Source organism: Streptacidiphilus cavernicola (assembly GCF_042510955.1).
Taxonomy (GTDB): Bacteria; Actinomycetota; Actinomycetes; order Streptomycetales; family Streptomycetaceae; genus Streptacidiphilus; species Streptacidiphilus cavernicola.
In genome coordinates, this window is the sequence record NZ_JBHFAB010000028.1 from 1 (window position 1) to 26,406 (window position 26,406).

At 71.8% G+C, this 26,406-nt stretch carries 24 protein-coding genes and 1 rRNA gene; 9 read left to right on the forward strand and 16 right to left on the reverse strand.

Translation table 11 applies throughout. The features are described from left to right. The 5 genes from ACEZDE_RS28625 to ACEZDE_RS28645 all read right to left on the reverse strand — a co-directional run. Positions 1 to 80: ribosomal RNA gene (locus tag ACEZDE_RS28625) — 16S ribosomal RNA — on the reverse strand; the annotation flags it as partial. Positions 81 to 518: 438 nt separating this feature from the next. Continuing rightward, positions 519 to 2,123, reverse strand: a complete 1,605-nt coding sequence (locus ACEZDE_RS28630) for a hypothetical protein (protein ID WP_380542082.1) — start codon at positions 2,121 to 2,123, stop codon at positions 519 to 521. A 151-nt stretch (positions 2,124 to 2,274) separates the two neighbouring features. After that, entirely contained in the window at positions 2,275 to 3,339 is a 1,065-nt protein-coding gene (locus tag ACEZDE_RS28635) for a threonine aldolase family protein (protein WP_380542355.1), read from the reverse strand. After that, on the reverse strand, positions 3,336 to 4,082 hold the full coding sequence (locus ACEZDE_RS28640; RefSeq protein ID WP_380542085.1) for an SDR family NAD(P)-dependent oxidoreductase: 747 nt from the start codon (positions 4,080 to 4,082) through the stop codon (positions 3,336 to 3,338). The genes ACEZDE_RS28635 and ACEZDE_RS28640 overlap by 4 nt, the downstream gene beginning before the upstream one ends. Next, complete coding sequence (locus ACEZDE_RS28645; RefSeq protein WP_380542088.1) at positions 4,079 to 5,518, reverse strand: DUF6421 family protein; 1,440 nt, start codon at positions 5,516 to 5,518, stop codon at positions 4,079 to 4,081. Before ACEZDE_RS28645 ends, ACEZDE_RS28640 begins: the two co-directional genes overlap by 4 nt. Before the next feature lie 255 nt (positions 5,519 to 5,773). Here ACEZDE_RS28645 and ACEZDE_RS28650 point away from each other — a divergent pair, with 255 nt between their 5' ends. The 3 genes from ACEZDE_RS28650 to ACEZDE_RS28660 are packed head-to-tail and all read left to right on the forward strand — an operon-like array spanning position 5,774 to position 8,312. Beyond that, the gene (locus ACEZDE_RS28650) at positions 5,774 to 6,679 is read left to right on the forward strand and encodes an ABC transporter substrate-binding protein (protein ID WP_380542091.1); all 906 of its coding nucleotides are present in this window, start codon (positions 5,774 to 5,776) and stop codon (positions 6,677 to 6,679) included. After that, a complete protein-coding gene (locus ACEZDE_RS28655; RefSeq protein ID WP_380542094.1) occupies positions 6,676 to 7,551 on the forward strand; it encodes an amino acid ABC transporter permease in 876 nt (291 codons plus the stop codon). Before ACEZDE_RS28650 ends, ACEZDE_RS28655 begins: the two co-directional genes overlap by 4 nt. After that, a complete protein-coding gene (locus tag ACEZDE_RS28660) occupies positions 7,548 to 8,312 on the forward strand; it encodes an amino acid ABC transporter ATP-binding protein (RefSeq protein ID WP_380542097.1) in 765 nt (254 codons plus the stop codon). Before ACEZDE_RS28655 ends, ACEZDE_RS28660 begins: the two co-directional genes overlap by 4 nt. Before the next feature lie 71 nt (positions 8,313 to 8,383). Here ACEZDE_RS28660 and ACEZDE_RS28665 read toward each other — a convergent pair whose 3' ends face one another. Next, entirely contained in the window at positions 8,384 to 9,118 is a 735-nt protein-coding gene (locus ACEZDE_RS28665) for a polysaccharide deacetylase family protein (protein WP_380542100.1), read from the reverse strand. Then, positions 9,115 to 10,422, reverse strand: a complete 1,308-nt coding sequence (locus tag ACEZDE_RS28670) for an MGDG synthase family glycosyltransferase (protein ID WP_380542103.1) — start codon at positions 10,420 to 10,422, stop codon at positions 9,115 to 9,117. The genes ACEZDE_RS28665 and ACEZDE_RS28670 overlap by 4 nt, the downstream gene beginning before the upstream one ends. A 344-nt stretch (positions 10,423 to 10,766) precedes the next feature. Here ACEZDE_RS28670 and ACEZDE_RS28675 point away from each other — a divergent pair, with 344 nt between their 5' ends. From ACEZDE_RS28675 to ACEZDE_RS28685, 3 genes are all read left to right on the forward strand, one after another. Continuing rightward, positions 10,767 to 11,390 (forward strand): DUF5134 domain-containing protein, encoded by a 624-nt coding sequence (locus tag ACEZDE_RS28675; RefSeq protein ID WP_380542106.1) that lies wholly within the window; start codon positions 10,767 to 10,769, stop codon positions 11,388 to 11,390. Positions 11,391 to 11,490: 100 nt separating this feature from the next. Then, positions 11,491 to 12,483, forward strand: coding sequence for a M56 family metallopeptidase (locus ACEZDE_RS28680; protein ID WP_380542109.1), 993 nt, complete (start codon positions 11,491 to 11,493; stop codon positions 12,481 to 12,483). A gap of 175 nt (positions 12,484 to 12,658) precedes the next feature. Next, positions 12,659 to 13,609, forward strand: a complete 951-nt coding sequence (locus tag ACEZDE_RS28685; protein ID WP_380542112.1) for a DMT family transporter — start codon at positions 12,659 to 12,661, stop codon at positions 13,607 to 13,609. Between the two features lie 53 nt (positions 13,610 to 13,662). Here the strand turns inward: ACEZDE_RS28685 and ACEZDE_RS28690 are convergent, their stop codons facing one another. Continuing rightward, positions 13,663 to 14,052, reverse strand: coding sequence for a MarR family winged helix-turn-helix transcriptional regulator (locus tag ACEZDE_RS28690; RefSeq protein ID WP_380542115.1), 390 nt, complete (start codon positions 14,050 to 14,052; stop codon positions 13,663 to 13,665). An 87-nt stretch (positions 14,053 to 14,139) separates the two neighbouring features. On the opposite strand from ACEZDE_RS28690, the gene ACEZDE_RS28695 reads away from it, so the two are divergent. Further along, entirely contained in the window at positions 14,140 to 15,615 is a 1,476-nt protein-coding gene (locus tag ACEZDE_RS28695) for an MFS transporter (RefSeq protein ID WP_380542118.1), read from the forward strand. Positions 15,616 to 15,659: 44 nt separating this feature from the next. Here ACEZDE_RS28695 and ACEZDE_RS28700 read toward each other — a convergent pair whose 3' ends face one another. After that, complete coding sequence (locus ACEZDE_RS28700; protein WP_380542121.1) at positions 15,660 to 16,535, reverse strand: helix-turn-helix domain-containing protein; 876 nt, start codon at positions 16,533 to 16,535, stop codon at positions 15,660 to 15,662. Between the two features lie 415 nt (positions 16,536 to 16,950). Here ACEZDE_RS28700 and ACEZDE_RS28705 point away from each other — a divergent pair, with 415 nt between their 5' ends. Continuing rightward, positions 16,951 to 17,490 carry an ATP-binding protein gene (locus ACEZDE_RS28705; RefSeq protein ID WP_380542124.1) on the forward strand — a complete coding sequence of 180 codons (540 nt, stop codon included), beginning with the start codon at positions 16,951 to 16,953 and terminating at the stop codon, positions 17,488 to 17,490. A 113-nt stretch (positions 17,491 to 17,603) separates the two neighbouring features. Here the strand turns inward: ACEZDE_RS28705 and ACEZDE_RS28710 are convergent, their stop codons facing one another. Continuing rightward, complete coding sequence (locus ACEZDE_RS28710) at positions 17,604 to 17,846, reverse strand: DUF397 domain-containing protein (protein WP_380542127.1); 243 nt, start codon at positions 17,844 to 17,846, stop codon at positions 17,604 to 17,606. A 388-nt stretch (positions 17,847 to 18,234) separates the two neighbouring features. Here ACEZDE_RS28710 and ACEZDE_RS28715 point away from each other — a divergent pair, with 388 nt between their 5' ends. Further along, complete coding sequence (locus tag ACEZDE_RS28715) at positions 18,235 to 19,095, forward strand: sirohydrochlorin chelatase (RefSeq protein ID WP_380542129.1); 861 nt, start codon at positions 18,235 to 18,237, stop codon at positions 19,093 to 19,095. A gap of 69 nt (positions 19,096 to 19,164) precedes the next feature. Here ACEZDE_RS28715 and ACEZDE_RS28720 read toward each other — a convergent pair whose 3' ends face one another. From ACEZDE_RS28720 to ACEZDE_RS28745, 6 genes are all read right to left on the reverse strand, one after another. After that, on the reverse strand, positions 19,165 to 20,190 hold the full coding sequence (locus tag ACEZDE_RS28720) for a LacI family DNA-binding transcriptional regulator (RefSeq protein WP_380542132.1): 1,026 nt from the start codon (positions 20,188 to 20,190) through the stop codon (positions 19,165 to 19,167). Between the two features lie 69 nt (positions 20,191 to 20,259). Beyond that, entirely contained in the window at positions 20,260 to 21,519 is a 1,260-nt protein-coding gene (locus tag ACEZDE_RS28725; RefSeq protein WP_380542135.1) for an MFS transporter, read from the reverse strand. Between the two features lie 157 nt (positions 21,520 to 21,676). Beyond that, positions 21,677 to 22,741: a LacI family DNA-binding transcriptional regulator gene (locus ACEZDE_RS28730; RefSeq protein ID WP_380542137.1), complete on the reverse strand. Its 1,065-nt coding sequence runs from the start codon at positions 22,739 to 22,741 to the stop codon at positions 21,677 to 21,679. A 1-nt stretch (position 22,742) separates the two neighbouring features. Next, positions 22,743 to 24,443 carry a glycoside hydrolase family 13 protein gene (locus ACEZDE_RS28735; RefSeq protein ID WP_380542140.1) on the reverse strand — a complete coding sequence of 567 codons (1,701 nt, stop codon included), beginning with the start codon at positions 24,441 to 24,443 and terminating at the stop codon, positions 22,743 to 22,745. A gap of 53 nt (positions 24,444 to 24,496) precedes the next feature. Beyond that, positions 24,497 to 25,411 (reverse strand): sugar ABC transporter permease, encoded by a 915-nt coding sequence (locus tag ACEZDE_RS28740; protein WP_380542143.1) that lies wholly within the window; start codon positions 25,409 to 25,411, stop codon positions 24,497 to 24,499. After that, entirely contained in the window at positions 25,408 to 26,403 is a 996-nt protein-coding gene (locus ACEZDE_RS28745; protein WP_380542146.1) for a carbohydrate ABC transporter permease, read from the reverse strand. The genes ACEZDE_RS28740 and ACEZDE_RS28745 overlap by 4 nt, the downstream gene beginning before the upstream one ends. Positions 26,404 to 26,406 lie beyond the last annotated feature (3 nt).

Consider the following 26,406-nt stretch of genomic DNA (forward strand, 5'->3'; position numbering starts at 1 on the left):
GAAGGGCTTCACCGTTCGACTTGCATGTGTTAAGCACGCCGCCAGCGTTCGTCCTGAGCCAGGATCAAACTCTCCGTGAATGTCATCACGCAAGAGCGGCACAGCAACCACCGGAATAGGCGGCCCCGTGCACTGCGTCCTCGCTATATAAAACAGTTACTGCCAAATGAAACATTTGGCGTTGACTTTTGGCACGCTGTTGAGTTCTCAAGGAACGGACACTTCCTTCAGGACCCTCACCGGGACCCTCCGGGCGCTTCGTTCTGTTTCAAACCTTAGCGGATTCCAGCTCCACAAGCCAAATCCGCCGATTTCCCGATAAACGGCATAGCAAAACAACACCATGCTGCTTGACCAGGGATTTCGTCGCACCCACACGCTTCACACGTTCACGGGGCAACTCGGAGAACACTACACGCCGCCACGGCAAGGTCCAAATCAGCCGCGCGGCGGCCCCGCCCTCCGGTCGCGAGTGCTACCGGTGGACGGGGCCGCGTGCCGAGCCTGGGGTCGGGGTGTCAGTGGTGAACGCCGGCCCTGCGGCGACGGGTGAACACCACCGCGCCCGCGCCGATGGCGACGGCGGCCGCTCCGGCGATGCCGAGCGGGAGGCTGTCACTGCCGCCGCCGGACTGGGCCAGGTCGCCGCCCTGGGCGCTGGTCGGCGCGGGTGCAGCGGCCGACGCGGATCCGGAAGCCGTGGCTGTGGTGCCCGCCGAGGGCTTGGTCGCCGGGCCGTTGAACACGATCGGCGCCGAGTCGTCGGCCGGGTTCTTGTCCCAGTCGTAACTCGCGGGCTTGCCCGTGATGTAGCTGTATTCGTTGTCGAGGGCGACGGTGCCCTTGGCATCGTGCAGTTGCGCGTCGAGTCGAACCTTGAAGGTCACGAGCTTCTGGTAGCCGGGCCCCTGGACGTAGTCGCTCGGGCAGTTGTAGGGGCCGCGCCCCTTCACCCCGGTCCTGTTGTCGAGGGTGCAGTCCGAAGGGATCTTGGTGACCGTCGCACCGGCCGGGAAGGTCACCTTGTAACCGCCCGTGCCCTCGCCGCCGCTGCGGTCGTAGATCAGCGCGGGACCGTTGTTGCGTGCGCCGACCGTGACCGAGACCGTCTGGCCCTTGTTGCCCTTCAGCGAGGTGCCCACGGCGGCGAAGTCCGCCGTGTTGTCCGCGGTGATGTCCAGCTCGGTGTAGCTGTCACGTGGGTTGATGTCTGCGACCTGCGGCCTGATGGCCGCGCTGACGACGGCCTCCGCCGTCAGCGCGGCACCAGTGCCCTTGGCGTAGCCCCGGGTGTCGGTGTTCGCGTCGCCGGGGGGCAGGACGGCCGCGCTCATCAAGGCGTATCGAGCCTCCTTGGTGACGCCGACCTTGATGTCGCTGGTCAGGCGCAGCGCCTTCCCCGGTGCCAGCGGCTGGTTGACGGTGCACACGGCGGTGACCATCTTCAGGGAGCCGTCCGGCTTGCTGTACAGGCAGTTGCTGAAGCTCTGCTTGTACTGGAGCCCGGCGGTCGTCTGGAAGGTCAGGACGCTGGACGGCGCGGTCTCGTTGCCGGTGTTGGACCACTCGATCGGCTCGCTGAGAGTGGAGCCCACCTTGACGTGGGTCAGCGTCGGAAGCTGCTGGATGGTCATGTCCGCACCCGAGCCGACCTGGATGTCCGAGGAGTCCTCGACGGCGTCGTAGCCGGGTGCGGTGAGCTTGAGCCCGATCGAGCCCTTGGCCCCAGCGGCGGCCTTGGGATCGGCCTTCAGTCCGAGGCCCAGGTACTGCTCAGGCTCGTTGGCGCCGGGCAGGTGCTCCAGCGTGCACGTTCCGGTGCTCCCGCTGTGGGTGCAGTTGGCGGGCCAGTCAACGGTGGCGACCCCGTTGAGCCCGCTGACGTCCACGGTGAGTGTCGCCGTCGGGATCTCACCCCCCTGGTCGTGGGAGGCCCAGACATGCAGCACCTTCTCCACAGAGGTGCCGTTGACCGCGGTGGGCAGGGTGAGTCCGTATTCTCCCTCGCCCATGTTGAGTTGGTCGGATGCGAACGCGGTGCCCGCTCCGACCAGCACCGCGGTACTCGCGGTCGCGACGGCGGCAAGCACACCGAGGGTTCGCCGGATACCTGTCTGTCCCACGTTGGTTCCTTCATTCGCGCTGCTGGTGACAGGCGAACCCTAGGTGCCCGTGAGGCAGGCCATTCCCCGCTCAATCGGACACGACCGATCAAGTGGGGACAAGAATCCTTAGAGGATTGACCAGATAGTTATGAAGATTATGAGTCCCTCGCTACTGCTGCTTCGCCATCTCTTCCCGGATGGCTGCGGCGAAGGCGTCGATGTCGGCCTCGGTGGTGTCGAAGGCGGCCATCCAGCGGACCTCGCCGGTGTGCTCGTTCCAGAAGTAGAAGCGGTAGCGCTTCTGCAGCCGTTCGCTGACTTCACGGGGCAGCAGCGCGAAGACGGCGTTGGCCTGGACCGGGCGGACCAGGGTGACGCCGTCGACCTCGCGGACGGCGGCTTCCAGGCGGCGGGCCATCGCGTTGGCGTGGCCGGCGCTGCGGAGCCAGAGGTCGCCGCCGAGCAGCGCCTCGAACTGCACCGAGATGAAGCGCATCTTCGAGGCCAGCTGCATCGACATCTTGCGCAGGTAGAGGATGTTCCGCACCGCGTCCGGGTTGAGGACGACCACGGCCTCGCCCAGCAGCAGGCCGTTCTTGGTCCCGCCGAAGGAGAGGACGTCGACCCCGGCGTCCGTGGTGAAGGCGCGCAGCGGGAGGTTCAGCGACGCCGCGGCATTGGCCATCCGGGAGCCGTCGACGTGGACCAGCATGCCGCGCTCGTGGGCGTGGTCGCAGATGGCCCGGATCTCGTCGGCGGTGTAGAGGGTGCCGAGCTCCGTGCTCTGGGTGATCGAGACGGCGAGCGGCTGGGCGCGGTGCTCGTCGCCCCAGCCGAAGGCCTGGCGGTCGATCAGCTCCGGGGTCAGCTTGCCGTCCGGGGTGGGCACGGTGAGCAGCTTGATCCCGGCGACCTTCTCCGGGGCGCCGCACTCGTCGACGTTGATGTGGGCGCTCTCGGCCGCGATCACCGCGCCCCAGCGCGGCAGCAGGGACTGCAGCGCGACCACGTTGGCGCCGGTGCCGTTGAAGACCGGGAAGGCCTCGGCCCGCGGGCCGAAGTGGCGCCGGAAGACGTCCTGCAGGTGGACGGTGTAGTCGTCCTCGCCGTAGGCGATCTGGTGGCCCCCGTTGGCGAGGGCGAGCGCGGCCAGCACCTCCGGGTGCACGCCCGCGTAGTTGTCGCTGGCGAACCCCCGTACCGAGGGGTCGTGACGGCGTACCGCGTCGGTCATCGGGGTGTCAGCCACAGGTGCTGTCCGTTCAGGTCGGCTGCGGGTCGGTTCCACAGGTCGGTGATGGTGTCGGCCAGGTCCGCGACGTCCGTGAAGCCGGTGAACTTGGCCTGGGGCTTGGCGGCGCGCATCTCCGGCGTCACCAGGGCCTTGATGACCAGGATGGCAGCCGCGGCGCGCTCGGGCGCCTCCTCGGCGGCGGCGATGCTGCGGAACGAGTCGGCCAGCGACAGGGTCCAGGTCTCGGCGGCGGCCTTGGCGGTGGCGTAGGCGGCGTTGCCCGCGGTGGGCTTGGCGGCGCCGGCCGCGGACACGATGGCGAAGCGCGCGGCCGGGCTGCGCAGCAGCGCGTCGTGGAAGCCGAGGGTGGTGTGCTGCAGCGTGCGGACCAGCTGGTCGTGCAGGAAGTCGCAGTCGGACAGGTCGATGTCGGTGAACTTCTTGCTGCCGCGCCAGCCGCCGACCAGGTGGATCAGGCCGTCGACGCTGCCGTGCTCGGCCTCGATGTGGTCGGACCAGTCGTGCGCGGCCTGCGGGTCGAGCAGGTCCAGGACCTGGCCGACCACGGTCGCGCCGGGGACGGCGCGGCGGGTGCTGTCGAGCAGGGCGTCCAGTCGGCGCGGGTCGGTCCCGGCGCAGGAGACGGTGGCCCCGGCCGCGGCGAGGGCGCGCACGGTGGCGTGTCCGGCCGGGCCGGTCGCCCCGGCGACGGCGACGACGCGCCCGTCCAGCGGCGGCCTCACGCGGCGGTCCCGAGGGTGCTGCCACCGGCGGACCCGGCAGTACCGGTGCCGGCAGCGGAACCGGCGGACCCGGTGGTACCGGTGATCCCGGAGGTGGAGGCGATGACCCCGGAGAGCTTCTTGGACAGCGCCTCGAAGAACATGCTGAGCGGGAACTCGTCCGGCAGGACGGCGTCGCACAGCGCCTTGTTGAGGGCCTTGTTGTCGCTGTGCCCGGTCAGCGGCAGCGCGTCGGCGCCCTTGGCCCAGACCGAGGCCGGGTGCGGGGTGAGGTACCGGGAGACCAGTTGGTACGCGGCGATCCAGTGCGCGGTCTTGGGGCGGTCGATGCCGTCCCGGTAGAGGGTCTCGATCTCGGTGCAGAGGTCGGTGGTGACGGCGGCGACGCGGTCCCAGTCGATCCGGAGCCGGTTGTCGGTCCAGCGCAGCGCGTCATGCTTGTGCAGGTAGGCGAACAGCAGCTGGCCGCCCAGCCCGTCGTAGTTGCGGACCCGGCCGCCGCTGACCGGGAACCGGAACATCCGGTCGAACAGGATCGCGAACTGGACGTTGCGACCCTGCGCGTGGCCCTCCCGCTCCAGCTGGACCGCGGCCTTGAAGGCGGTCAGGTCGCAGCGCAGCTCCTCCAGCCCGTACATCCAGAACGGGCTGCGCTGCTTGATCATGAAGGGGTCGAACGGCAGGTCGCCGTGGCTGTGGGTGCGGTCGTGGACCAGGTCCCAGAGCACGAAGGTCTCCTCGGCCAGCTTCTGGTCCTTGAGCAGCGCGGCGGCGTCCTCCGGGATCTCCAGGCCGAGGAGGTCGACGGCGGAGCTGCTGACCGCGCGGAAGCGGGCGGCCTCGCGGTCGCAGAAGATGCCGCCCCAGGTGAAGCGCTCGGGGGCCTCGCGGACCGAGACGGTCTCCGGGAAGAGCACCGCGGAGTTGGTGTCGTAGCCGGAGGTGAAGTCGGTGAAGGTGATCGGCACGAACATCGGGTTGTCGAAGCGGGTGCGCTCCAGCTCGGCCAGCCAGTCCGGCCAGACCACGTTGAGCAGCACCGCCTCCAGGTTGCGGTCCGGGTTGCCGTTCTGGGTGTACATCGGGAAGACGACCAGGTGCGGCAGGCCGTCCTGGCGCTGCGCGGCCGGCTGGAAGGCCAGCAGCGAGTCCAGGAAGTCGGGGACCGGGTAGCCGGAGGAGCCCCAGCGGCGCAGGTCGGCGCCGACGGCGCGCAGGTAGTCGGCGTCGTGCTCGAAGTGCGGGGCCAGTTCCTCGACGGCGGCGGTGATCTCGGCGAGCAGGGCGTCGGCCTCGTCGCGGGTGCCCGCGCCGCGCGAGTTCAGGTCGATGGAGCCGTCCTTGGACTGGAGCGGACGGAGCGCCTCGACCGCCCCCTTGAGCCGCGTCCAGGCCGGGTTCGCTGCAATGCCCGTGGCATTCGAGAGATTTTGCATGTCAACCCTGTCTGCACCGGAGGAACTGTTGTTAAGACACCGTATATACAGAAGGTTCTTCTGTTCAAGGAGGGGTCGACCGGAACCGCGGCGCCCGCTCTCCCCCACTCTCCCCCGGTTGCCCGCGCCCCGCTCGCTGCCCACGATGCGGGACAGCCGGGGAGCCGTCTGAACTGCGACGGCGCACCCCGGGTACGCTGCGGTAACCGTGGCTCCGGACCTCCGCCGGAAGCCGTCCCCACAGGAGCTGAACTGATGACCACCGCCACCGTCAGAACCCGTGTTGCCGTCCTCTCGGCGAGCGCAGCGCTGCTCGCGCTGGCGGGTTGTGCGCCGCAGGCCGGCAGCACGCAGGCCGGGAGCAGCTCGTCCGCCACCGCCTCGGGCACCGCCTCAGTGGCGGCCTGCGCCAAGGGCGCGCTGCCGACGCACACCTCCGGCACCCTGACGGTCGGCACCGACAACCCGGCGTACGACCCCTGGTTCCAGGACAACAAGCCGGCCAACGGCAAGGGCTTCGAGTCCGCCGTCGCCTACGCCGTGGCCGACCGCCTCGGCTACCCGAAGGCCAAGGTCGCCTGGGCCGTGGTGCCGTTCAACAACGCGGTGACCCCCGGGGTGAAGACCTTCGACTTCGACATCAACCAGGTCTCGATCAGCGCCGAGCGGCGGACCGCGGTGGACTTCTCCTCCGGCTACTACGACGTGCGCCAGGCCGTGGTCACCCTGTCCGGCTCCACGTACTCCGGGATCACCGACGCCGCCGGGCTCAAGGGCGCCAAGATCGGCGCCCAGGTCGGCACCACCGGGCTGACCGTGGCCACCGACGTGGTCAAGCCGAGCACCCACCCCTCGGTGTACGAGACCACCGACCTGGCCGTCGCCGCGCTGAAGAACCACCAGGTCGACGCGATCATCGTGGACCTGCCCACCGCGTTCTACGTCACCTCGGTGCAGGTGCCCGGGGCCAAGGTGGTCGGGCAGTTCCCGGCCGACGCGGCGACCGGCGGCGTCGAGCAGTTCGGCCTGGTGCTCAGCAAGGGCAGCGCGCTGACCTCGTGCGTCTCCCAGGCGGTGGACTCGCTCCGGGCCGACGGGACGCTGGACAAGATCGCCAAGCAGTGGCTGCCGGCGTCCGACACCGCACCGGTCCTGAAGTGACCGCTCCCGACCTGGCGGACCCGCTTCCGTACACCCCCTCGGCACGCCGGATCGCCCGCGAGCAGTACCGCCGCTCGCGGGCCCGGCGGTCCGCAGTGATCGCCACCGTCAGCACCCTGGCCACCGCCGCGGTACTGTACTTCGTGATCACCGGCTCGCCCGGCTGGCAGCGGACCAAGGAGACCTTCTTCTCCTGGCACCATGCCAAGGCGTCGTTCCCGTCGATCATCCGCGGCCTGGTGCTCAACCTGGAACTGCTGGCGGTCTGCGGGGTGTCGGTGCTGGTGCTCGGCCTGCTGATCGCCACCGCCAGGACCCTGCGCGGCCCGGTGTTCCTGCCGCTGCGGCTGCTGGCCACCGCCTATGTCGACTTCTTCCGCGGGCTGCCGCTGATCATCCTGCTGCTGCTGGTGATGTTCGGCGTGCCCGCGCTGCAGCTGACCGGGGTCACCAACGACCCGATCAAGCTCGGCGGCGCGGCCCTGGTGATCAACTACTCGGCGTACGTGGCCGAGGTGTTCCGGGCCGGGATCGAGTCGGTGCACCCCAGCCAGCGTGCCGCGGCCCGCTCGATCGGGCTGAGCAACAGTCAGACCATGCGCTTCGTGGTGCTGCCGCAGGCCGTCCGCCGGGTGGTCCCCGCGCTGCTCAACGACATGGTGTCGCTGCAGAAGGACACCGGCCTGGTGTCCATCGGCGGCGCGGTGGACGCGGTCGCCGCGTCCCGCATCTATGAGGCGAGCACCTTCAACTTCACCTCGTACGTGGTGGCCGGGCTGCTGTTCGTGGTCCTCACCATCCCGATGACCCGTTTCACCGACTGGGTCACCCGGCGGATGGACCGCCGCCGCAGCCAGGGAGGCCTCGCATGAGCAGCCCGTCCGTGACCGAACCGGTGCTGCGGCTGGAGTCCGTCCGCAAGACCTTCGGCGAGAACGTGATCCTGCGTGACATCGACCTGGAACTGCCGCAGCACACGGTCACCGCGCTGATCGGGGCCTCCGGCTCCGGCAAGTCCACGCTGCTGCGCTGCGCCAACCTGCTGGAGCAGATCGACGACGGCGCGATCTTCCTGGACGGCGAGGAGATCACCGACCCGAGGGTCGACCCGGACACGGTGCGCCGCCGGATCGGTGTGGTGTTCCAGGCGTACAACCTGTTCCCGCATCTGACGGTGCTGCAGAACCTCACCCTGGCCCCGCGCCGGGTGCACGGCACGGGCAGGGAGCAGGCCGACGGCCGGGCGATGGAGCTGCTCGAACGGCTGGGCCTGGCGGCCAAGGCCAAGGAGTACCCGGACCGGCTCTCCGGCGGCCAGCAGCAGCGGGTCGCGATCGTCCGCGCCATCGTCGGCGACCCGCGGCTGCTGCTGCTGGACGAGATCACCGCGGCGCTGGACCCGGAGCTGGTCGCCGAGGTACTCGAAGTCGTCCGCGACCTCAAGGAGCAGGGGCTGACCATGGTGCTGGCCACCCATGAGATGGCGTTCGCCCGGGACGTGGCCGACCACGTCTGCTTCCTGGCGGACGGGGTGATCCTGGAGCAGGGGCCGCCGGAGCAGGTGTTCGGCGACCCGCAGCACGAGCGCACCAAGCGGTTCCTCAGCCGGCTGCACGCGGCCGGGAGGATCTGAGCGGGCGGGCGGGATCCGAGCGGGCAGGATCTGGGCGCCCGGGGGGAGGACCCGGGCGCACTACGGATCTGTCAGCGCGCCCGGACCGAGTGGTCCGCCAGCGGGCCGACCTTCCAGCCCCGTTCCTCGCAGTGGTCGAGGATGCGGGGCAGCGCGCTGAGGGTGGCCGTCCAGGAGGCCGGCGCCGCGGTGCAGTCGGAGTCGTGCAGCAGGATCGTGCCGCCGCCGCGGAGGTTGCCGGTGACGGTGTCGTAGACCGTGCTGCCGGTGGCGCTGGCCCGCCAGTCGGCGCCCCAGCTGGTCCACAGCACCGGCTGCATGCCGAGCCGCCGGGCGCTGCGCAGCGCCGCGGTGCTGGCGATGCCGTACGGCGGGCGGTACCAGCGCGGGGTCTCGCCGGTGGCGTCGGCGACCAGGGCGTGCGCCCGGCGCAGGTCGTCCCGGGTCGCGGCGGGGGTGCGCAGCGGCATCGGGCGGTGCAGGTAGCCGTGCACCGCGACCTCGTGCCCGGCGGCGGCGATCTCCCGGCCGAGGCCGGGGTCGCGCTCCAGCATGAAGCCGAGCAGGAAGAAGGTGGCCTTGACGCCGCGGGCCTCCAGCAGCTTCAGGAAGCGCGGGGTGGACAGCGGGTCGGGGCCGTCGTCGAAGGTCAGCGCGATGTGGCCGGGGTCGCCGAGGCCCGCGTAGCGGGGCAGCAGGCGGGTGCGCAGCGGCTCCAGCGGCTGGACCGAGGTGACCGCGGGGGCGGCGTGCGCGAGCGCGAGGCCTCCGGCGAGGGTGGCAGCGGCTTTGACCAACCGGCTCAACGGACGCCTCCCATCGCGACCGGCGCCGCAGCGGCAGCAGCAGCGGGAACGGCGGACGCCGCACCGGCGCCGGGCCGGGCAGCCGCCGTAGCGAGGTGCGCCACCGCGCCGGAAGCGGCACCCGCTGCCGGAGCCGCCGCCGGGTACGGGATGCCCGCGGCTTCGAGCAGGACGCGGGCGGCCTCCCGGGCCGGGAGGGGGAGCACCGACGGGTCGTCCGGGCCGGACCCGGCCGCCGCGCCTGCCGCCGCGCCCGCCTGCGCCTCGGCGAGGGCCTCGGCCAGGTCGCCCTGGTGACGGACCCAGCGGGCGACGCCCGCCTCGTCCAGCGCCGCGGCGTTGGTCAGGCCGTGGCCGGGTATCGAGCGGTAGGTCACCACCGGCAGCCCGCTGGCGACGGCCTCCTGGACGGTCATCCCGCCCGCGTTCTGCACCAGCACGTCCGCGGCGTGCATCAGGCTGGGCATGTCGTCCACCCAGCCGAAGGCGTGCCGGACCCCGGCCGCGAGCAGCCGCTCCCGCAGCGGCTCGTTGCGGCCGCAGACGACCAGGCAGGTCAGGCCGGGGTCGGCCGCCTCCACGTCGTTGACGGTGCGTTCGATCTCACCCGCGCCCCAGGAGCCGCCGACCAGCAGCGCCAGCCTGGCGTCCTGCGGCAGGCCCCAGCGGGCCCGCGCGGCGTAGCGGAGCCGGTCGGTGACCGGGGTGAAGCGGCGGTCCACCAGCGGGGCGATCACCGAGACGTCCTTGCAGCCGATGCCGCGGGCCTGCTCGGCCGGGATCGGGTTGACCGCCAGGTGCGCGTCCACGTCGGGCGAGGCCCAGAGCCGGTGCACCGAGAAGTCGGTGAGGTAGGTGTGGACGGTCTTGTCGACCGTGCCGCGTCTGCGCAGCCGTCCGAGGACCTGGCTGGCGAGCGGGTAGGTGGAGACCACGATCCGGACGTCGTCGTCCGCGACGGCCCTGCGCATCGCCCGTCCGGCCAGGGCCGTGAACAGGCTCGCCTGCATGCTCATCATCCGGTGGTTGTCGAGGCTGCCGTAGAGCAGCTTCCAACTCCACGGGGCCCGGTCCAGCATCCGGTGGTACGAGCCGACCAGGATGCCGCCGGCCGGGCCGGGCAGCAGGTCGAGGAAGTCGTGCCGGTCGACGGCGACGCCCGCCTCCTCCAGCCGCGCGGCCAGCTCCGCCGCCACCGCGTCGTGCCCCGCGCCCACGCTCGCGGACACGATCACGGCGCGCGGCGCGGCCGGAGCCTTCGCTCCGGCACGGCGCTGCATCGGGAGGCGGATCAGTGGGCCCATGGTGAGGTCTCGTCCCTGCTGTGGTCGCTGTGTCACCAGGTGGGACGTTCGCAGGCTCCCCCCTGGAGATTCTGGCCGCTCAAACCTAACGATCACTTTCAGCCGGGTAGACAGACCGGGGGATGATTCACGGCAGCGCGGCACGTAGTCCAGGGGAGGCAGGCGCAGGGCGGCGTACTCCATTCGGAGTACACCGGGGCTCGGGGGCGCCGGACCCCGGGGAGTGCTCCTGCGCTCGTGCGCCCCCTGTTGCGCCCTGTGGCGAACGGGCACTGCGGCGGCATGGTGGTGACTGTCGTACCAGTCCGGCCCCGCCCGGGGCCCCGGGGGCGAGGGGAGCCCGGATGCACGGTTCCGGCACGGTGGGGTGGCTGCTGGTCGGCCTGATGGGGGCTACCGGGCTGTTCTGCCTGGGCCGGACGCTGCGCCCCGGCGCGGCCCCGGCCGAACGGCGGCTGGACGGGTCGGAGGCGCTCAAGGGTCTGGGGATGGCGGCGATGGCGCTCCCCTACGGGCTGGGCCGGGGGGTTCCCGTAGGGGTGTGGGCGGTGCTGTTCGGGGGCGCCGCGCTGTGGTCGCTGTGGGCCGCGGCGCGCGAGGGCGCGGGACACCGCGGGCACCACCTGTACCACGGGGTCGGACACCTGGCGATGGTCTACATGGCGCTGGCGATGGCCGGCGCGGCCGGGATGTCCGGCACGGGCGGCATGGCCGGGATGTCCGGGATGTCCGGCGGGGGCGGCGCGGAGCTGCCGGCGCTGACCGCCGGGCTGCTGGTGTTCTTCGGCGGCTACGCGCTGCTGTCCGGCGTCCGGCTGATCGCCGCCCCGGCGGCGGGCGCGACGGCGACCGGCACGGTGGCGGGCGCCGGATCGGTGGCGGTGCGGCTGCTCGGCGCGCGGGAGCTGCCGCACGCCTGCCGGATGGTGCTGGGGCTCGGGATGTTCACCATGCTGCTGGTGATGTGACGGCCGGTGCGGCGCCGGTGCGTGGTGTGCGTCACGCCCGCAGGAAAGCCGTACCGCCGCGCCCCGGCGGCACATAGGTTGACCCCGTACGCAGAGTCGCGTGCTCCTGCTTCTGTCGGCGGAGGCCCCGTTGAACGCGCTTCCCGCGCTGCTGCTGCTCGCCGTGGTGCTGGCCACGGCCGGCCCCCGGCTGCTGGCACGCGCGCGCTGGGCGGAGCGCGAGCCGGTGCTCGCGCTGGGCGCGTGGCAGTGCCTGGTGGTCGCGGTGCTGCTCTGCTGCGGGATCGCGCTGGTGCTGACGGCCGCCGCGGCCTGGCCCGACGCGCACGCCCTGCTCTTCTCCGGTGCTCCGAACGGCGTAGCGGCGGCCTACGGCTTCCCCTGGGGCCGTTCCTGGGCCGTCGCCGCCGCCTGCCTGTTCGCCGTGGGCGGGCTGCGGACCGCGCTGTCGCTGGGCAGCGAGGTGCGTTCGGCGCGGGCGCTGCGCCGCCGCCGGGCCCGCGAGCTGTCCCGGCAGGCGCCGGAGCTGCCGTCCGGTCTGGCCCGGCCCGCCGGGATCCGGCGGCGCCCGGCCGGGGAGCGCCTGGTGGTGCTGGAGAACGCCCGTCCCGGGGCCTGGTCGCTGCCGGGCCACCGCTCCCGGCTGGTGGTCACCACCGGGGCGCTGCACCGGCTCGGCGACCGCGAACTGGCCGCGGTACTGGCCCATGAGCGCGGGCACGTCCGGGCCAGGCACCACTGGCTGCTGCAGTGCGCGGAGGCGTTGAGCAGCGGTTTCCCCGGGGTGGAGATCTTCCGGCTGTTCCGGGAGCAGGTCGGCCGGCTGGTCGAGCTGGCCGCGGACGACTCGGCGGCCCGGCGGCACGGGCGGATGGCCACCGCGCTGGCCCTGGTCGAGCTGAACACGGCGGTCGGCCCGGACGCGGCCTGCCCGTCCCCGTTCGCCGAGATACCCGGCCGGATCGACCGGCTGATGGCCGACCCGCACCGGCTGCCGGTGCTGCACCGGCTGCGGCTCACCGTGTTCTCGCTGACCGCGCTGGGGGCCCCGGTGCTGCTGGCGTTCGTGCCCGGTCTGCGCGCGATCAGCTGATCCCGGTTTCAAACCTTCGCGGCCGGATCCGTTCGGTCGACGCTCAGGCCTTTCTCAGAGGAGCGCGCTACGCTTCCTCGAGGCGGGTCTGGTATGCCCCGCTGCTTCGAGGGCAGGCGGGACTTGAGGATGTGCGCACGCAACCGAGCCGGTCGGGACCAGAGGTGAACACGCCGTGACGGTTTTCTTGCTCGCGGTGGGCGCGGCCTGCCTGCTCGGTCTCGGGTTCGTGCTGCAGCAGCACGCCGCCCAGCAGGCCCCGCCGTCGGACATGCTCTCCTACCGGCTGCTGCTGCGGCTGATGCGGCAGCGCGAGTGGCTGCTCGGCATCCTGTTCATGATCGGCGGTCAGGTGCTGAGCGCGATGGCGCTCTCGGCCGGGCGGATCTCCCTGGTGGAGCCGCTGCTGGCGACCAACCTGCTGTTCGCGATGGGCCTGGCCCGGAAGATCACCCGGCAGACCCTGGGCCGGTCCGGCTGGGGCGGGGTGCTGCTGCTGGCCGCCGGGGTGACCGTGTTCATCGTCAGCGGCCAGCCGACCGGCGGCGGTACCGAGGCGGGCGCGCTGCGGCACTGGCTGGTCTTCGGCGTGGTCGCCGGGGCCGGGCTGCTGCTGGTCTCCATCGCCCGACGGCTGCCGCTGTTCGAGGAGGCCACCCTGCTGGCCCTGGCCGCCGGACTGCTCTACGGCCTCCAGGACGCGCTGACCCGCACCACCGGACAGCGGTTCGAGCGCGGCGGGATGCTCCTGGTGCTGCACAGCTGGCAGACCTACACGGTGATCGCGATCGGCGTGGTCGGCCTGATCCTGGTGCAGAGCGCGTTCGAGTCGGCGCCGCTGAAGATGTCGCTGCCCGCGCTCACCGCGGCCCAGCCGCTGGCCGGGATCGCCTGCGGCGTGGGCTTCCTCGGCGACCGGCTCCGGGTCACCCCGGGCGCGCTCGCCTGGGAGGCGGTGGGCCTGGCCTGCATCGTGCTCGGCGTGATCGTGATCGGGCGGCACCCGGCGATGCCGGACGCCTGCCCGGAGAAGAACCGCGGCGGCTACCTCCTGGAGGAGACCGTCCGCGCGGCCCAGCAGGCGGCCTCCGCCACCCGGGCGCGGGCCGGAGTCGCCCGCGGCTGATCCGCCGCCCGCGGACGCCGTACAGCGGCGCTCCCGGCCGTTCCGGCCGTTGTTCAGCCCGTCATCATCGAGGCCAGTACCGAGCGGTGGGTGGGCCGCGCCTCCGCATGACGGTCCCGGCCGGCCGGGGTGAGGCAGACGATGACGCCGCGGCGGTCGTCCGGGCACATCGAGCGCTCGACCAGGCCGCCCTTCTCCAGTCGGGCGATGAGCCGGGACAGCGCGCTCTGGCTCAGGTGCACCGAGGTGGCCAGCTCCTGGATCCGCAGCGAGGCGGTGCAGTCCCCCGCCGTGGCCTCGACCAGGCGCTCCAGCACCTCGAACTCGCTCATGCCGAGGCCGTGCCGCTCGCCCAGCTCGCGGTCCAGCGCACAGGCGGTCGCGGCCTGGCGGGCGAGCAGTTCGCGCCAGGCATCGACGAGTTCGGGCTCACCGGTGGTCACGTCGCCACCCTAGCACATGCACAGGCACCTTATGACGAAACATTAAGTTCACTTGCATTGAATGCATGTGCATGTAGTCTCTTGCCCATGACCTCACCGACACCTGCCCCCGCCTGGAGTCCACGCCTCTGGGGCACCCTCGTCGTCCTCTGCGCCGCCCTGTTCCTCGACGCCCTGGACGTGTCCATGGTCGGCGTCGCCCTGCCGTCCATCCGCACCGATCTGGACCTGAGCACCAACGCACTGCAGTGGGTGGTCAGCGGTTACGTCCTCGGCTACGGCGGACTGCTGCTGCTCGGCGGACGCGCCGCCGACCTGCTGGGACGGCGCCGGGTGTTCCTGGTAGCGCTGGCCGTGTTCGCCGTCGCCTCGCTGCTCGGCGGCCTGGTGGACGACGGCGGGATGCTGATCGCCACCCGCTTCGTCAAGGGCGTCGCCGCCGCGTTCACCGCCCCGGCCGGGCTTTCGATCATCACCACCACCTTCAAGGAGGGCCACCAGCGCAACCGGGCCCTCAGCATCTACACCACCTGCGGCGCCAGCGGCTTCTCGCTCGGCCTGGTGCTCAGCGGGCTGCTGACCGAGGTCGGCTGGCGCTGGACCTTCCTGATGCCCTTCCCGCTCGCCCTGCTGGCCCTGTTCGCCGGGATCCGGCTGATTCCGCGGCAGCCCACCCCGCCGCGCGAGGGCCGCGGCTACGACCTGGCCGGGGCGGTCACCGCCACCGGCGGGCTGCTGCTGCTCGTCTACACCGTCACCCAGGCCCAGGGCGTCGGCTGGGGCAGCCTGCGCACGGCGGTCTCGCTGATCCTGGTCGCCGTGCTGTTCACCGCGTTCGTCCGGATCGAGCAGCGGACCGCGCACCCGCTGGTGCGGCTGGGCATCTTCCGCAACGCCCCGGTCGCCCGCGCCAACCTGGGCGCGCTCGCGCTGTTCGGCGCGTACGTCGGGTTCCAGTTCATCGCCACGCTCTACCTGCAGACCCTGCTCGGCTGGTCCGCGCTGCAGATGGCGCTGGGCTTCCTGCCGGCCGGGGTGATCGTCGCGGCCTCGGCCACCAGGATGGGCGCGCTGGTCGACCGCTTCGGGACCACCAAGCTGATGCTGGTCGGCTTCCCGGCCGCACTGCTGGCCTACCTCAACTTCCTCCGGATCGGCGAGCACAGCAGCTACCCGACGGTGATCCTGCCGTCGATGGTGCTGCTCGGGGTGCACTTCGCGCTGGTCTTCCCCTCGCTCAACATCCAGGCCACCTCCGGCGTCGAGGACGCCGAGCAGGGCCTGGCCTCCGGGCTGGTCAACACCGCGATCCAGGTCGGCGGGGCGATCGTGCTCGCCGTGGTCACGGCGGTGGTGACGGCCGGCGCGAGCGGCTCGGGCGGCAGCAGGAGCGGCCAGCTGAGCGGGTACCACCACGCGCTGGGCGTGGTGGCCGGGGTGGCGCTGCTGGGCCTGCTGGTCACCCTGACCGGCACGGTGCAGGACCGGCGGGCGGCCAGGTCGGTGCGCCACCCGGTGCCCGACTACGCGTTGCCGGAGCAGCAGCGGGTCGGCGTCGAGTAGGCCGCACGGCCGAGCAGGCCGAACAGCGGAACGGAGCTGCTGTCCTACATCTCCTTGAGGAGTGCGGACAGCAGCTCCACACTGCCTTCCGGGGTCAGGCTGTCGACGCTGAGCCGCTCCATCACCTGGATGTACTGGTCCACGTCGTCGCGCTTGTCCAGGTAGAGCGCGCTGGTGAGCTGCTCCAGGTAGACCACGTCGGGGAGGTCCTGCTCGGGGAAGCGGAGGATGGTGAAGGCCCCGCTCTCGGCGGCGTGCCCGCCGAATCGGAACGGCATCACCTGGACCACCACATTGGGCATCTCGGCCGCGTCGATCAGCCGCTGCACCTGGAGCTTCATCACCGCGGGGCCGCCGACCGGGCGGCGCAGCGCGGCCTCGTCCACGACCGCCCAGAGCCGCGGGCCGTTGCCGTCGGCGAGCAGCTTCTGCCGCCTGGTGCGGACGTTGATCCGGCGGTCGACCTCGCCGGAGTCCAGGTTGGGGCGGTTGAGCAGCATGATGGCGCGGGCGTACTCCTCGGTCTGCAGCAGGCCGGGGATGAACTGCACCTGGTAGGTGCGGATCAGGGCGGCGGCCTCCTCCAGGCCGACGTAGGTCTGGAACCAGTTGGGCATGGCGTCGCCGAAGCTGTGCCACCAGCCGGCCTGGTTGGCCTCGCGGACCAGGTTCACCAGGGCGGAGCGCTCGGTCTCGTCGTCCACCCCGTAGAGGCTGAGCAGGTCGGTGACGTCCCGCTCCTTGAAGCTGACCCGGCCCAGTTCCATCCGGCTGATCTTGGACTCGGAGGCACGGATGGTGTAGCCGGCGTCCTCGCGGGAGATGCCCTTGGCCTCGCGCAGCCGGCGCAGCTGCGAGCCGAGGAGGATACGGCGCACCATCGAGCCGCTCCCCGAGCCGCCCGGCTGAACAGTGGTCATTCCGTCGAACCTCCACCCGGTGAAATCAGCGCACAGTCTGCCACTGTCCGGTGGCGAAGGGTCCCGAAATGGACACGTCGGTGTCAAGTACCTGAGACCGCAGGGGCCCATCGCTTCCGGCGAGCAACCAAGAGACTACTCCCTGCATATGAATCTGCACGTGCATTTGCTCGTGTCGCACATGCACGTGAATCCACTCTTGCATCTGACGTATGCGGGGAGGACCATGATGCACGTGCACCTGCACACCCACTGGCAGTCCTGCGGGGACGACGCTCCCCCCTCACGCCACGTCGAGAGCACGCCTTCCGCGCAGGTCGCGGGCGAGGCGGTTCCCGGCATAGTGCGCGCGACCCCGACAGGGCCGACACCGGCAGAGATGCCTGTAGCAGCGCCCTTATGGGAGGAGCTCTTCATGGGCCTGAGCCCGGCCCTGGCCGCGGACCCCGACGTGGTCAACTGCGCCCTTGCCCCCCGCCATGAATCCGTGCGCACCGCACGGGAGTTCACCAAGCTCACGCTCAACCGCTGGGGCCTCGGCGGCCTCTTCGACGACATCGCGCTGGTGGCGAGCGAGCTGGTGACCAACGCCCTGCGGCACGCGCTGGCCTCCGCCTCGGTGCCCGAGCAGCGCAGCAGCCCCTGGGGCCGGCGCGGCACCGCCCTGGACGCCGCGTTCAATGACTGTTCGTCACCACTGATACGCCTCAGCCTGGTTCGCCGGGTTCCGCAGGTGGTGTGCGCGGTGTCCGATCCCAGCAGCAACGGCCCGGTGGCCCGGGAGGCCGACTGGGTGGCCGAGTCGGGACGCGGACTGCACCTGGTCGACTCGTTCAGCCACTCCTGGGGCTGGCACCCGGTCGCCGCCGGCAAGGTGGTCTGGGCCACCTTCGAACTGCCCGAGGCAGTACAGCAGCCCCTCAGCCCGCCCGGGAACGACGGGCGGCGGTACTGAGCGGCCGTCCGCCCTCGGTACCGCCGCTCGGAGCTCCACCCCCGCGAAGGCTCAAAAAAAGGCGCGCGCCCCATCCCCTGGGCGCGCGCACAGATCGTTCGGATCCGGACTGTTCAGAGCTGTTCGGCCAGGTGGTCGAACTCACCCTTCTTCACCCCATCGAGCAGGGCCGCTATCTCCGCCCGCGTGTAGATGAGCGCGGGACCCTCCGGGAAGCGGGAGTTGCGGACCGCGACATCCCCGTCGTGCAGCCGAGCCAGTTCGACGCAGTCGCCCTGCGAGTTGCTCAGGCGGCTCTTCTGCCAGACGACCCCGTCGATCTCCGTGGCAGCCATGCCGTTGTACATGCGACCCATTGGTGTCTCCCGGATGTGCGAGCTGTGCAGGATGGGGCAAGAAGAGAGCCTCACTGCACGTAATGATATCGCCTGTGCAGGTGCACGTGCAGGTGCTTATGCGAGTGCACGTGCGTTCACCACATGTGACAACTTCTCCTCCGGACCTGCACATTGACGGATCGAAACGGGCATTTAACGCGCTGGTCGTCGCTCAGGGCTATCACTGCTGCGCTGTCCGATGCGGTCAGCGACCAAGATCCACGGCCTGCGTTTCCGCAGTGACGCACAGTCAGTAATCATGTGCACCATCCATCTATGTGACGCTGCTCACCCTGAGCCGGTTGCATCCCCGCAAAGCGGGTGCCCGGCTTCAGCCCTCCGCACACATGACCTACGATCGTCCGACATGAGCACTGCCGCCTCCTCCAGTACCCCGCTGCCCGTCCGCACGCCCGGCACGCGGGCGGCCCGCGGCCGTCACCGTCGCCCCGAGCGGCACGAGATAGCCGCTGACGCCCCCGCCCTGCTCGTCGCGGTGCCCGCCGAGGCCACCCCGGCCGCCCAGCAGATCGCCGACGAGCTGCTCTCGCTGATCCGCGGCGAGCAGCCCGGCATCAACGCCCGGGTCGGCTACCTGACCTCCACCGGCGACGAGTCGGCCACCCTGGCGACGCAGCTCGCCGAGTCGGTCGCGGCCGGACTGCCCGCCCCGGTGGTCGTGCCGCTGCTGTCCGGCCCGCACGAAGGACTGCAGGCCGCGCTGGCCGAGCTGCAGCTCGGCCTGGAGACCGAACTCAAGGTCACCGACGCGCTCGGCCCGCACCCGCTGCTGGCCGAGGCGCTGCACGTCCGGCTGTCCGAGGCCGGGCTCGCCCGCGCCGACCGGGCCCGGCTGTTCGCCATCAACACCTCGGCCGACGGCATCGTGCTCGGCTCGGTCGGCGGCGCCGAGGCGCTGCGGCTGGCCGAGGTGACCGGGGTGCTGCTGGCCGCGCGGCTGGCTGTGCCGGTGGTCGCCGCGGCGCTGGACGAGCCGGGCGCGGTCGCCGCGGCGGCGGCGCACCTGCGCGAGACCGGTTGTGCGCAGCCCGCGCTGGCGCCCTACCTGTTCGGCCCCGAGGCCGACCCGGAGCTGGTGAAGACCGAGGCGTCGGAGGCGGAGTGCCAGGCGTCCGAGCCGCTGGGCGCCTACCCGACGGTGGCCCGGCTGGTGCTCGGGCTCTACCTGGGCGCGCTGGGTCTGGAGCAGGAGCCCGAACAGGGCTGACCGACAGTCAGGAGAAGGGGTGGGCGGCCCGCGACGGGCCGCCCACCCCTTCTCCTTGTCAGGCTGTGCTCAGTCCCGGGTGCAGGCCGCGCCGGTGGAACCGCGTACCACCAGCTCCGGCTGGAACACGAACTCACCGCGCTGCACCGGGTTTCCGCCGATCTCCTCCAGCAGCACGTTCACCGCCGCCGCGCCCATCGCCTCGACCGGCTGCCGGATCGTGGTCAGCGGCGGGTCGGCGAAGGCGATCAGCGGGGAGTCGTCGAAGCCGACCACCGAGACGTCGCCGGGGACGGAGAGCCCGCGCGAGCGGGCGCCGCGGATCGCGCCGAAGGCCATCAGGTCGCTGCCGCAGACGATCGCGGTGCAGCCGCGGTCCAGCAGCGCACCGGCCGCGGCCTGACCGCCCTCCACGCTGAACAGCGAGTGCTGGACCAGCTCCGCCGCCTCGGCCGCGGTCATCCCCAGCTGGGTCCGCATCGCCTCGTCGAAGCCCTCCAGCTTGCGCTCCACCGGGACGAACCGGGCCGGGCCCACGGCCAGGCCGATCCGCCGGTGGCCGAGCCCGGCCAGGTGCTGCACCGCCATCCGCATCGCGGCCCGGTCGTCCGGCGAGATGAACGGCGCGGCGATCCGCGGGCTGAAGCCGTTGATCATGACGAAGGGGACGCCCTTGCCGGTGAGCCTGGCGTAGCGCTCGGTGTCGGCGGTGGTGTCCGCGTGCAGTCCCGAGATGAAGACGATGCCGGTCACCCCGCGCTCCACCAGCAGTTCCACGAGCTCGTCCTCGGTGGAGCCGCCGGGGGTCTGGGTGCAGAGCACCGGCGTGTAGCCGTAGCGGGTCAGCACCTGCTCGATCACCTGGGTGAAGGCCGGGAAGATCGGGTTGCTCAACTCCGGGGTGATCAGGCCGATCAGCCCGGCGCTGCGCTGCCGCAGCCGGGTGGGGCGCTCGTACCCGAGCACGTCCAGAGCGGCCAGCACCGTCTGCCGGGTGGTGGCGGAGACCCCCGGCTTGCCGTTCAGGACACGGGAGACGGTGGCCTCGCTCACCCCCGCCTGTGCTGCGATGTCCGACAGCCGCGCTGTGTTCAAGAAGACTTCCCCAGTCGTCGTCCCGGCCCCGGGGCCGGCCCCCCGGGAACTGGTGTACAGCATCGCACCTTATTGCACGTGGGCGGCCTCGCCCGACGCTTCGCGAGGTTCCGTGCGCCGAGCCGGTTCCGGTACGGCCCCGGGACCGCCGCCCGGACGCAGCGCCCGGAACCCGGACAGGGCGGTCAGCAGGGCGACCGCGGCCGCCGCGGCCGGGAGCCGGTAGCCGGCGCCCGCGCCGAGGTGCTGCACCGCCCAGCCGCCGGCCGCGGCCCCGGCCGACACCCCCAGCAGCAGCCCGGTGATCGCCCAGCTGAAGCCCTCGGTCAGCTTCGCGGCCGGAACCAGGCCACGGACCAGGCCCATCGCGGTGACCATGGTCGGCGCCGTGGTCAGCCCGGCCACCAGCAGCACCGCCGCCACCAGCGGCAGGCCGTCCGCGAAGGGCAGCGGGACCAGCGCCGCGCTCATCAGCAGCAGGCAGAGCAGCAGCCGCCGGGGCAGGCTGCCCTGGGGCTTCCAGACCCCGAAGACCAGGCCGGAGAGCAGTGAGCCCAGCGCGTAGCAGCCGAGGACCAGGCTGGCCGCCGACTTGTGACCGTGGGCCTGGGCGAAGCCGATGGTGGTGATCTCGATGGTCCCGAACAGGGTGCCCATCGCGAACAGCACCCCGGTCAGCACCCGCAGTCCCGGCGACGCCAGCGCGGAGCCGCGGGCGCCGGGCGTGACCGGACGCACCGGCGGCTCGGTGCGGCGCTGGGCGCAGAAGGAGAGGGTGCCGACCAGGAACAGCAGGACCGCGACCAGGAAGCCGGCCGCCGAGAAGACCGCGGTGGCCAGCACGGTCGCGGCCAGCGGGCCGAGCACGAAGCAGAGTTCGTCCAGGACGGTCTCGAAGGAGTAGGCGCTGTGCAGCGCCGCCTCGTCGCCGTCCAGCATGGCGGCCCAGCGGGCCCGGGACAGGGCGCCGACGTTGGGGCCGAGGCCGGAGCAGGCGGCGCCGACGAACAGGGTCCAGTCGGGGGCGTCCAGGCGGAGGCAGAGCAGCTCGGCCAGGGCCCCGCCGGAGGCCAGCAGTTGGGCCGGAACGGCGACCCTGGCCTGGCCGTGGCGGTCGACCAGCCGGGACAGCTGGGGGCCGGCCGCGGCGACCACCACCAGGACGGTGGCGGAGAGCGAGCCGGCCAGGGCGTAGGAGCCGCGGGCCCCGGTGATCATGAAGACCGCGCCGACCCCGATCATCCCGGTGGGGAACCGCGCGAGCAGCCCGGCCAGGGCCATGGCCGGGCTGCCGGGGGTGCTGAAGAGACTGCGGTAGCTGGAGAGCACGCGGATCCTGACGGGGGTTCAGCGAAAGGGGGGTGGACCAACGATCCTCGCGCCCGCACCCGGCCCCGGTCCAGGGGTTTTCTCCGGACCGCCGCGGGCGCCGGGCGGCGAGGCACCGCCGCCCGGCTCCCACTCCGCCGGCCCCCGGCCGACCGGCCTACCGCGGGGCCGCGCCGGTGGAGCCGCGGACCACCAGTTCGGGCTGGAAGACGAACTCGGCGCGGTGCATCCCGTTGCCGTTGATCTCCTCCAGCAGCGCGTCCACCGCCGCCGCGCCCATCGCCTCGACCGGCTGCCGGATCGTGGTCAGCGGCGGGTCGGCGAAGACGATCAGCGGGGAGTCGTCGAAGCCGACCACCGACACCTCGCCCGGCACCGACAGCCCGCGCTGGCGGACCGCGCGGATCACCCCGAAGGCCATCAGGTCGCTGCCGCAGACCACCGCCGTGCAGCCGGCGTCCAGCAGCGCGCCGGCCGCGGCGTGTCCGCCCTCGACGCTGAACAGGGTGTGCTGGATCCTGCTCCCGCTCTCCTGCTCGGACTGGCCGAGCAGTTCGGCGCAGGCCGCGGTGAAGCCCTCCAGCTTGCGCAACACCGGGACGAACCTGGCCTGGCCCAGCGCCAGGCCGATCCGCTCGTGGCCCAGTTCGACCAGGTGCTGCACCGCCATCCGCATCGCGGCCCGGTCGTCCGGGGAGACGAACGGCGCGGAGATCTGCTCGCTGTACCCGTTGATCAGCACGAACGGCACGCCGCGGCCGGTCAGCCGGGTGTAGCGGTCGGTGTCCGCGGTGCTGTCGGCGTGCAGCCCGGAGACGAAGACGATGCCGGTCACCCCGCGCTCCACCAGCATGTCCACCAACTCGTCCTCGGTGGAGCCGCCGGGGGTCTGGGTGCAGAGCAGCGGGGTGTAGCCGTAGCGGGTCAGCACCTGCTCGATCACCTGGGCCAGGGCCGGGAAGATCGGGTTGTTGAGCTCCGGGGTGATCAGCCCGATCAGCCCGGCACTGCGCTGCCGCAGCCGCACCGGCCGGTCGTAGCCGAGCACGTCCAGGGCTGCGAGCACGGACTGACGGGTGGTCGGGGAGACCCCCGCCCTGCCGTTGAAGACCCGGGAGACGGTGGCCTCGCTCACCCCCGCCTGGGCGGCGATGTCGGCGAGCCGGGCCGTGGGCGGCGCCGGCGGGCCGGCCGGGCCGCCCGCCGGGAGGGGTACGGCCATCTCAGACGGCCCACCAGACGGTGGTGTCCGCGGGCAGCAGCAGTTCCCCGTCCAGCACCGTGACCGGCGCGGAGGCCAGCAGCAGCCGTCCCGGTGCGGCGATCCGCACCGCCTGGTCGGCGGTGTTGGCGGTGCAGGCGAACGCCCCGTCAGCAGCGCTGCGGCGGAAGCCGAGGACCCCGGTCGGGAGGTCGTCCAGCCACTCCACCGCGTCGCCCGCGCCCAGCGCCGGGTGCGCCCGGCGGGCGGCGATGGCGCTGCGGTAGAGCTCCAGGGTGGAGTCGCGGTCGCCGGTCTGCGCCTCGACGCTGAGCTTGGCCCACTCGGCCGGCTGCGGCAGCCAGCTCGGGCCCTCGGCCACCGGGCCGAAGCCGTACGGGGCCTCGGTCCCGGACCACGGCATGGGGACCCGGCAGCCGTCGCGCATGCCCTCCTGGCCCTCGGCGCCGGTGCCCTTGGCCCGGGTGAAGGCCGGGTCCTGGCGGACCCGGTCGGGCAGGTCGAGCACCTCGGGCAGGCCCAGCTCCTCGCCCTGGTAGACGTAGGCGGAGCCGGGCAGCGCCAGCATCAGCAGGGTCGCCGCACGGGCCCGGCGCAGGTCCTGCTCGCGGTCGGCGCCGTCGCCGAGCCGGGTGAGGTGGCGCACCACGTCGTGGTTGGAGAGCACCCAGGTGGCCGGGGCGCCGACCGGGCGCATCGCGTCCAGGGTGGCGTCGACCACCGCGCGCAGCTTCCCGGCGTCCCAGGCGGTGCCCAGGTACTGGAAGTTGAAGGCCTGGTGCAGTTCGTCGGGGCGCAGGTAGTTGGCGGTGCGCTGGACCGTCGGGGTCCAGGCCTCGGCGACGGCGATCCGGCGGGTGGCCGGGTCGGTGCCGTACTCGTCCAGGATCCGGCGCCAGTCGCGGTAGATCTCGTGCACGCCGTCCTGGTCGAAGAACGGCAGCACGTCGTTGCCGAGCAGCCGCAGCTGGTCGTGGGTGCCGGTGTCGGGCAGGCCCGGGGCCTTGACCAGGCCGTGCGCGACGTCGATCCGGAAGCCGTCAATGCCGAGGTCCAGCCAGAACCGCAGCACCGAGCGGAACTCGTCGGCGACGGCGCGGCTGTCCCAGTTGAAGTCCGGCTGCTCCGGGGCGAAGAGGTGCAGGTACCACTCCCCTGGGGTGCCGTCCGGGTTGCCGGTCCGGGTCCAGGCCGGGCCGCCGAAGACGGACTCCCAGTCGTTGGGCGGCAGTTCGCCGTCCGCGCCCTGGCCGGGACGGAAGTGGAACCGGCTCCGCAGCGGGCTGCCGGGGCCCTCGCGCAGCGCCTGCCGGAACCAGGTGTGCTGGTCCGAGCAGTGGTTCGGGACCAGGTCGGCGATCACCCGCAGGCCGAGACCGTGCGCGTCGGCGATCAGCCGCTCGGCGTCGGCGAGGTCTCCGAACATCGGGTCGATCACCCGGTAGTCGGAGACGTCGTACCCGGCGTCGGCCTGCGGGGAGGCGTAGTAGGGGGACAGCCAGACCGCGTCCACCCCCAGCTCGCGCAGGTAGGGCAGCCTGCCGCGGACGCCCTCCAGATCGCCCATGCCGTCTCCGTCCGCGTCGGCGAAGCTGCGCGGGTAGACCTGGTAGATCACCGCGTCGCGCCACCAGCCGTCGGCTCTGCGACCGGCGCCGGTGGCGGCGGGGGCGGTCGGGTCGGCGGGGTGCTGGCTGGTCATGGGGATCCCTTGGAGGGTTGTGGGGCGGTCAGGGACAGGAGGGTGAGGGCTGGTCAGCCCTTGGTGCCGCCGGCGGTGAGGCCGGTCACCAGGTGCTTCTGTACCAGGTAGAAGACGACACCGGCGGGAAGCGCGATCAGTACCGCGCTGGCGGCCATGTAGTTCCACTGCGAGTTGTACTGGCTGATGTAGGTCTGCAGGCCCACGGCCAGCGTGTACTTGTCCTCGGAGAGCATGAAGTGCGAGGCGAAGGCGACCTCGCCCCAGGCGGTGAGGAAGGTGTAGAACGCCGCCACCGACAGGCCGGGACGGGCCAGCGGCACGATCAGCCGCCAGAAGGTGCCGAACGGCGAGAGGCCGTCGATCCGTCCGGCCTCGTCGATCTCCACCGGGATGGTGTCGAAGTAGCCCTTGAGCAGCCAGGCGCAGTACGGCACCGCGGTGGAGCAGTAGATCAGGATCAGGCCCTGGTAGGTGTCCAGCAGGCCGAGCCCGGCCATGATCTTGTAGAGCGGCACCATCAGCACCGACACCGGGAACATCTGGGTCAGCAGGAAGGTGTACATCAGCGGGCGGTGGCCGGGGAAGCGCATCCGCGACACCGCGTAGCCGGCGCTGGCCGCGATCAGCACGCCCAGCAGCATCGTCCCGACGCCGACGACCAGCGAGTTGAGCATCCAGGTGCCGAAGCCGGTGTGGTTCACCACGAAGCTGTAGTTGGACAGCGTCATCCGGCCGAGGATCTTGCCGGGGTGCAGGTAGTCGTTCTCCTGCGAGCCGAGCGAGATGTAGAGGATCCAGAACACCGGGAAGGCGGCGACGAAGGCGGCGACGCTGAGCAGCCCGTGCAGGCCGACCGAGGCCAGCGGGCCGCGCTCGCCGCGGCGCAGCGGCCGGCGGCCGGGACGGGCCCGGTCGGCGTCGGCCGCGGCGGCCGGGGTGTCGACGGTGGTGGTGACGGTGCTCATGCGTTCGCCTCGTTCCGGGAGAGCCAGCGGCGGTAGAAGGCGGTGAAGACCACCAGGATGGACAGGCAGATCACCCCGACCGCGGCCGATCCGGCGTAGTCCTGCGGCATCTGGCCGAAGAACAGCTGGTAGGCGTAGGTGACCAGGATCTGCACGCTGTCCCCGCCGGTCGCGCCGAACAGCAGGTAGATGACGGTGAACTGGTTGAAGGTCCAGATGATGCCGAGCAGGGTGACCGTGCTGCTGACCGGGCGCAGCCCCGGCAGGGTGACCTGGGTGAAGCGCTGCCAGGGGGTCGCCCCGTCCATCTCGGCGGCCTCGTACAGCTCGCTGGGGATGGACTGCAGTCCGCCGAGGAAGGACAGCATCATGAACGGGACCCCGCACCAGGTGTTGACCAGGATCGCGGCGGCCTTCATCGCCAGCGGGTCGCTGAGCCAGTTCGGTTCGGGCAGGTGCAGCGTGCCGAGCAGGGCGTTGACTGCGCCGCCCTCGCTGAGCAGCAGCCGCCAGGAGAAGACGGTGACGAAGGTGGGCACCGCCCAGGGCAGGATCAGCAGGATCCGGTAGAAGGTGCGTCCGCGCATCCTGCGGTTCATCAGCACGGCGAGGCCGAGACCGGTGCTGACGGTCAGTGCCACGCAGAGGAAGGTCCAGGCGATGGTCCAGACGAAGTGCGGGACCAGCTGGTTGTCGTTGCCGGTGAGCAGGTCGACGTAGTTGTGGAAGCCGATCCAGGTGTAGCTGTCGGGGATGTGGTTGACCCCGATGGTCCGGCCGACGTTCAGGCTGTTGGCGTTGGTGAAGGTCAGCAACACGCCCTGGACCAGCGGGTAGCCGACCAGGGTGCCCAGGACCACGACGACCGGGGTGCACATCACCCAGGCGTACCAGTGCTGGTCGTACGAGCGCCGCAGTCGGGCGAGCAGCCCCGCCCGGGGTTCACGGTCGCGGCGCTCCTTGCGGGCTCTGCCCTGGACGGCGACGGTCATCGG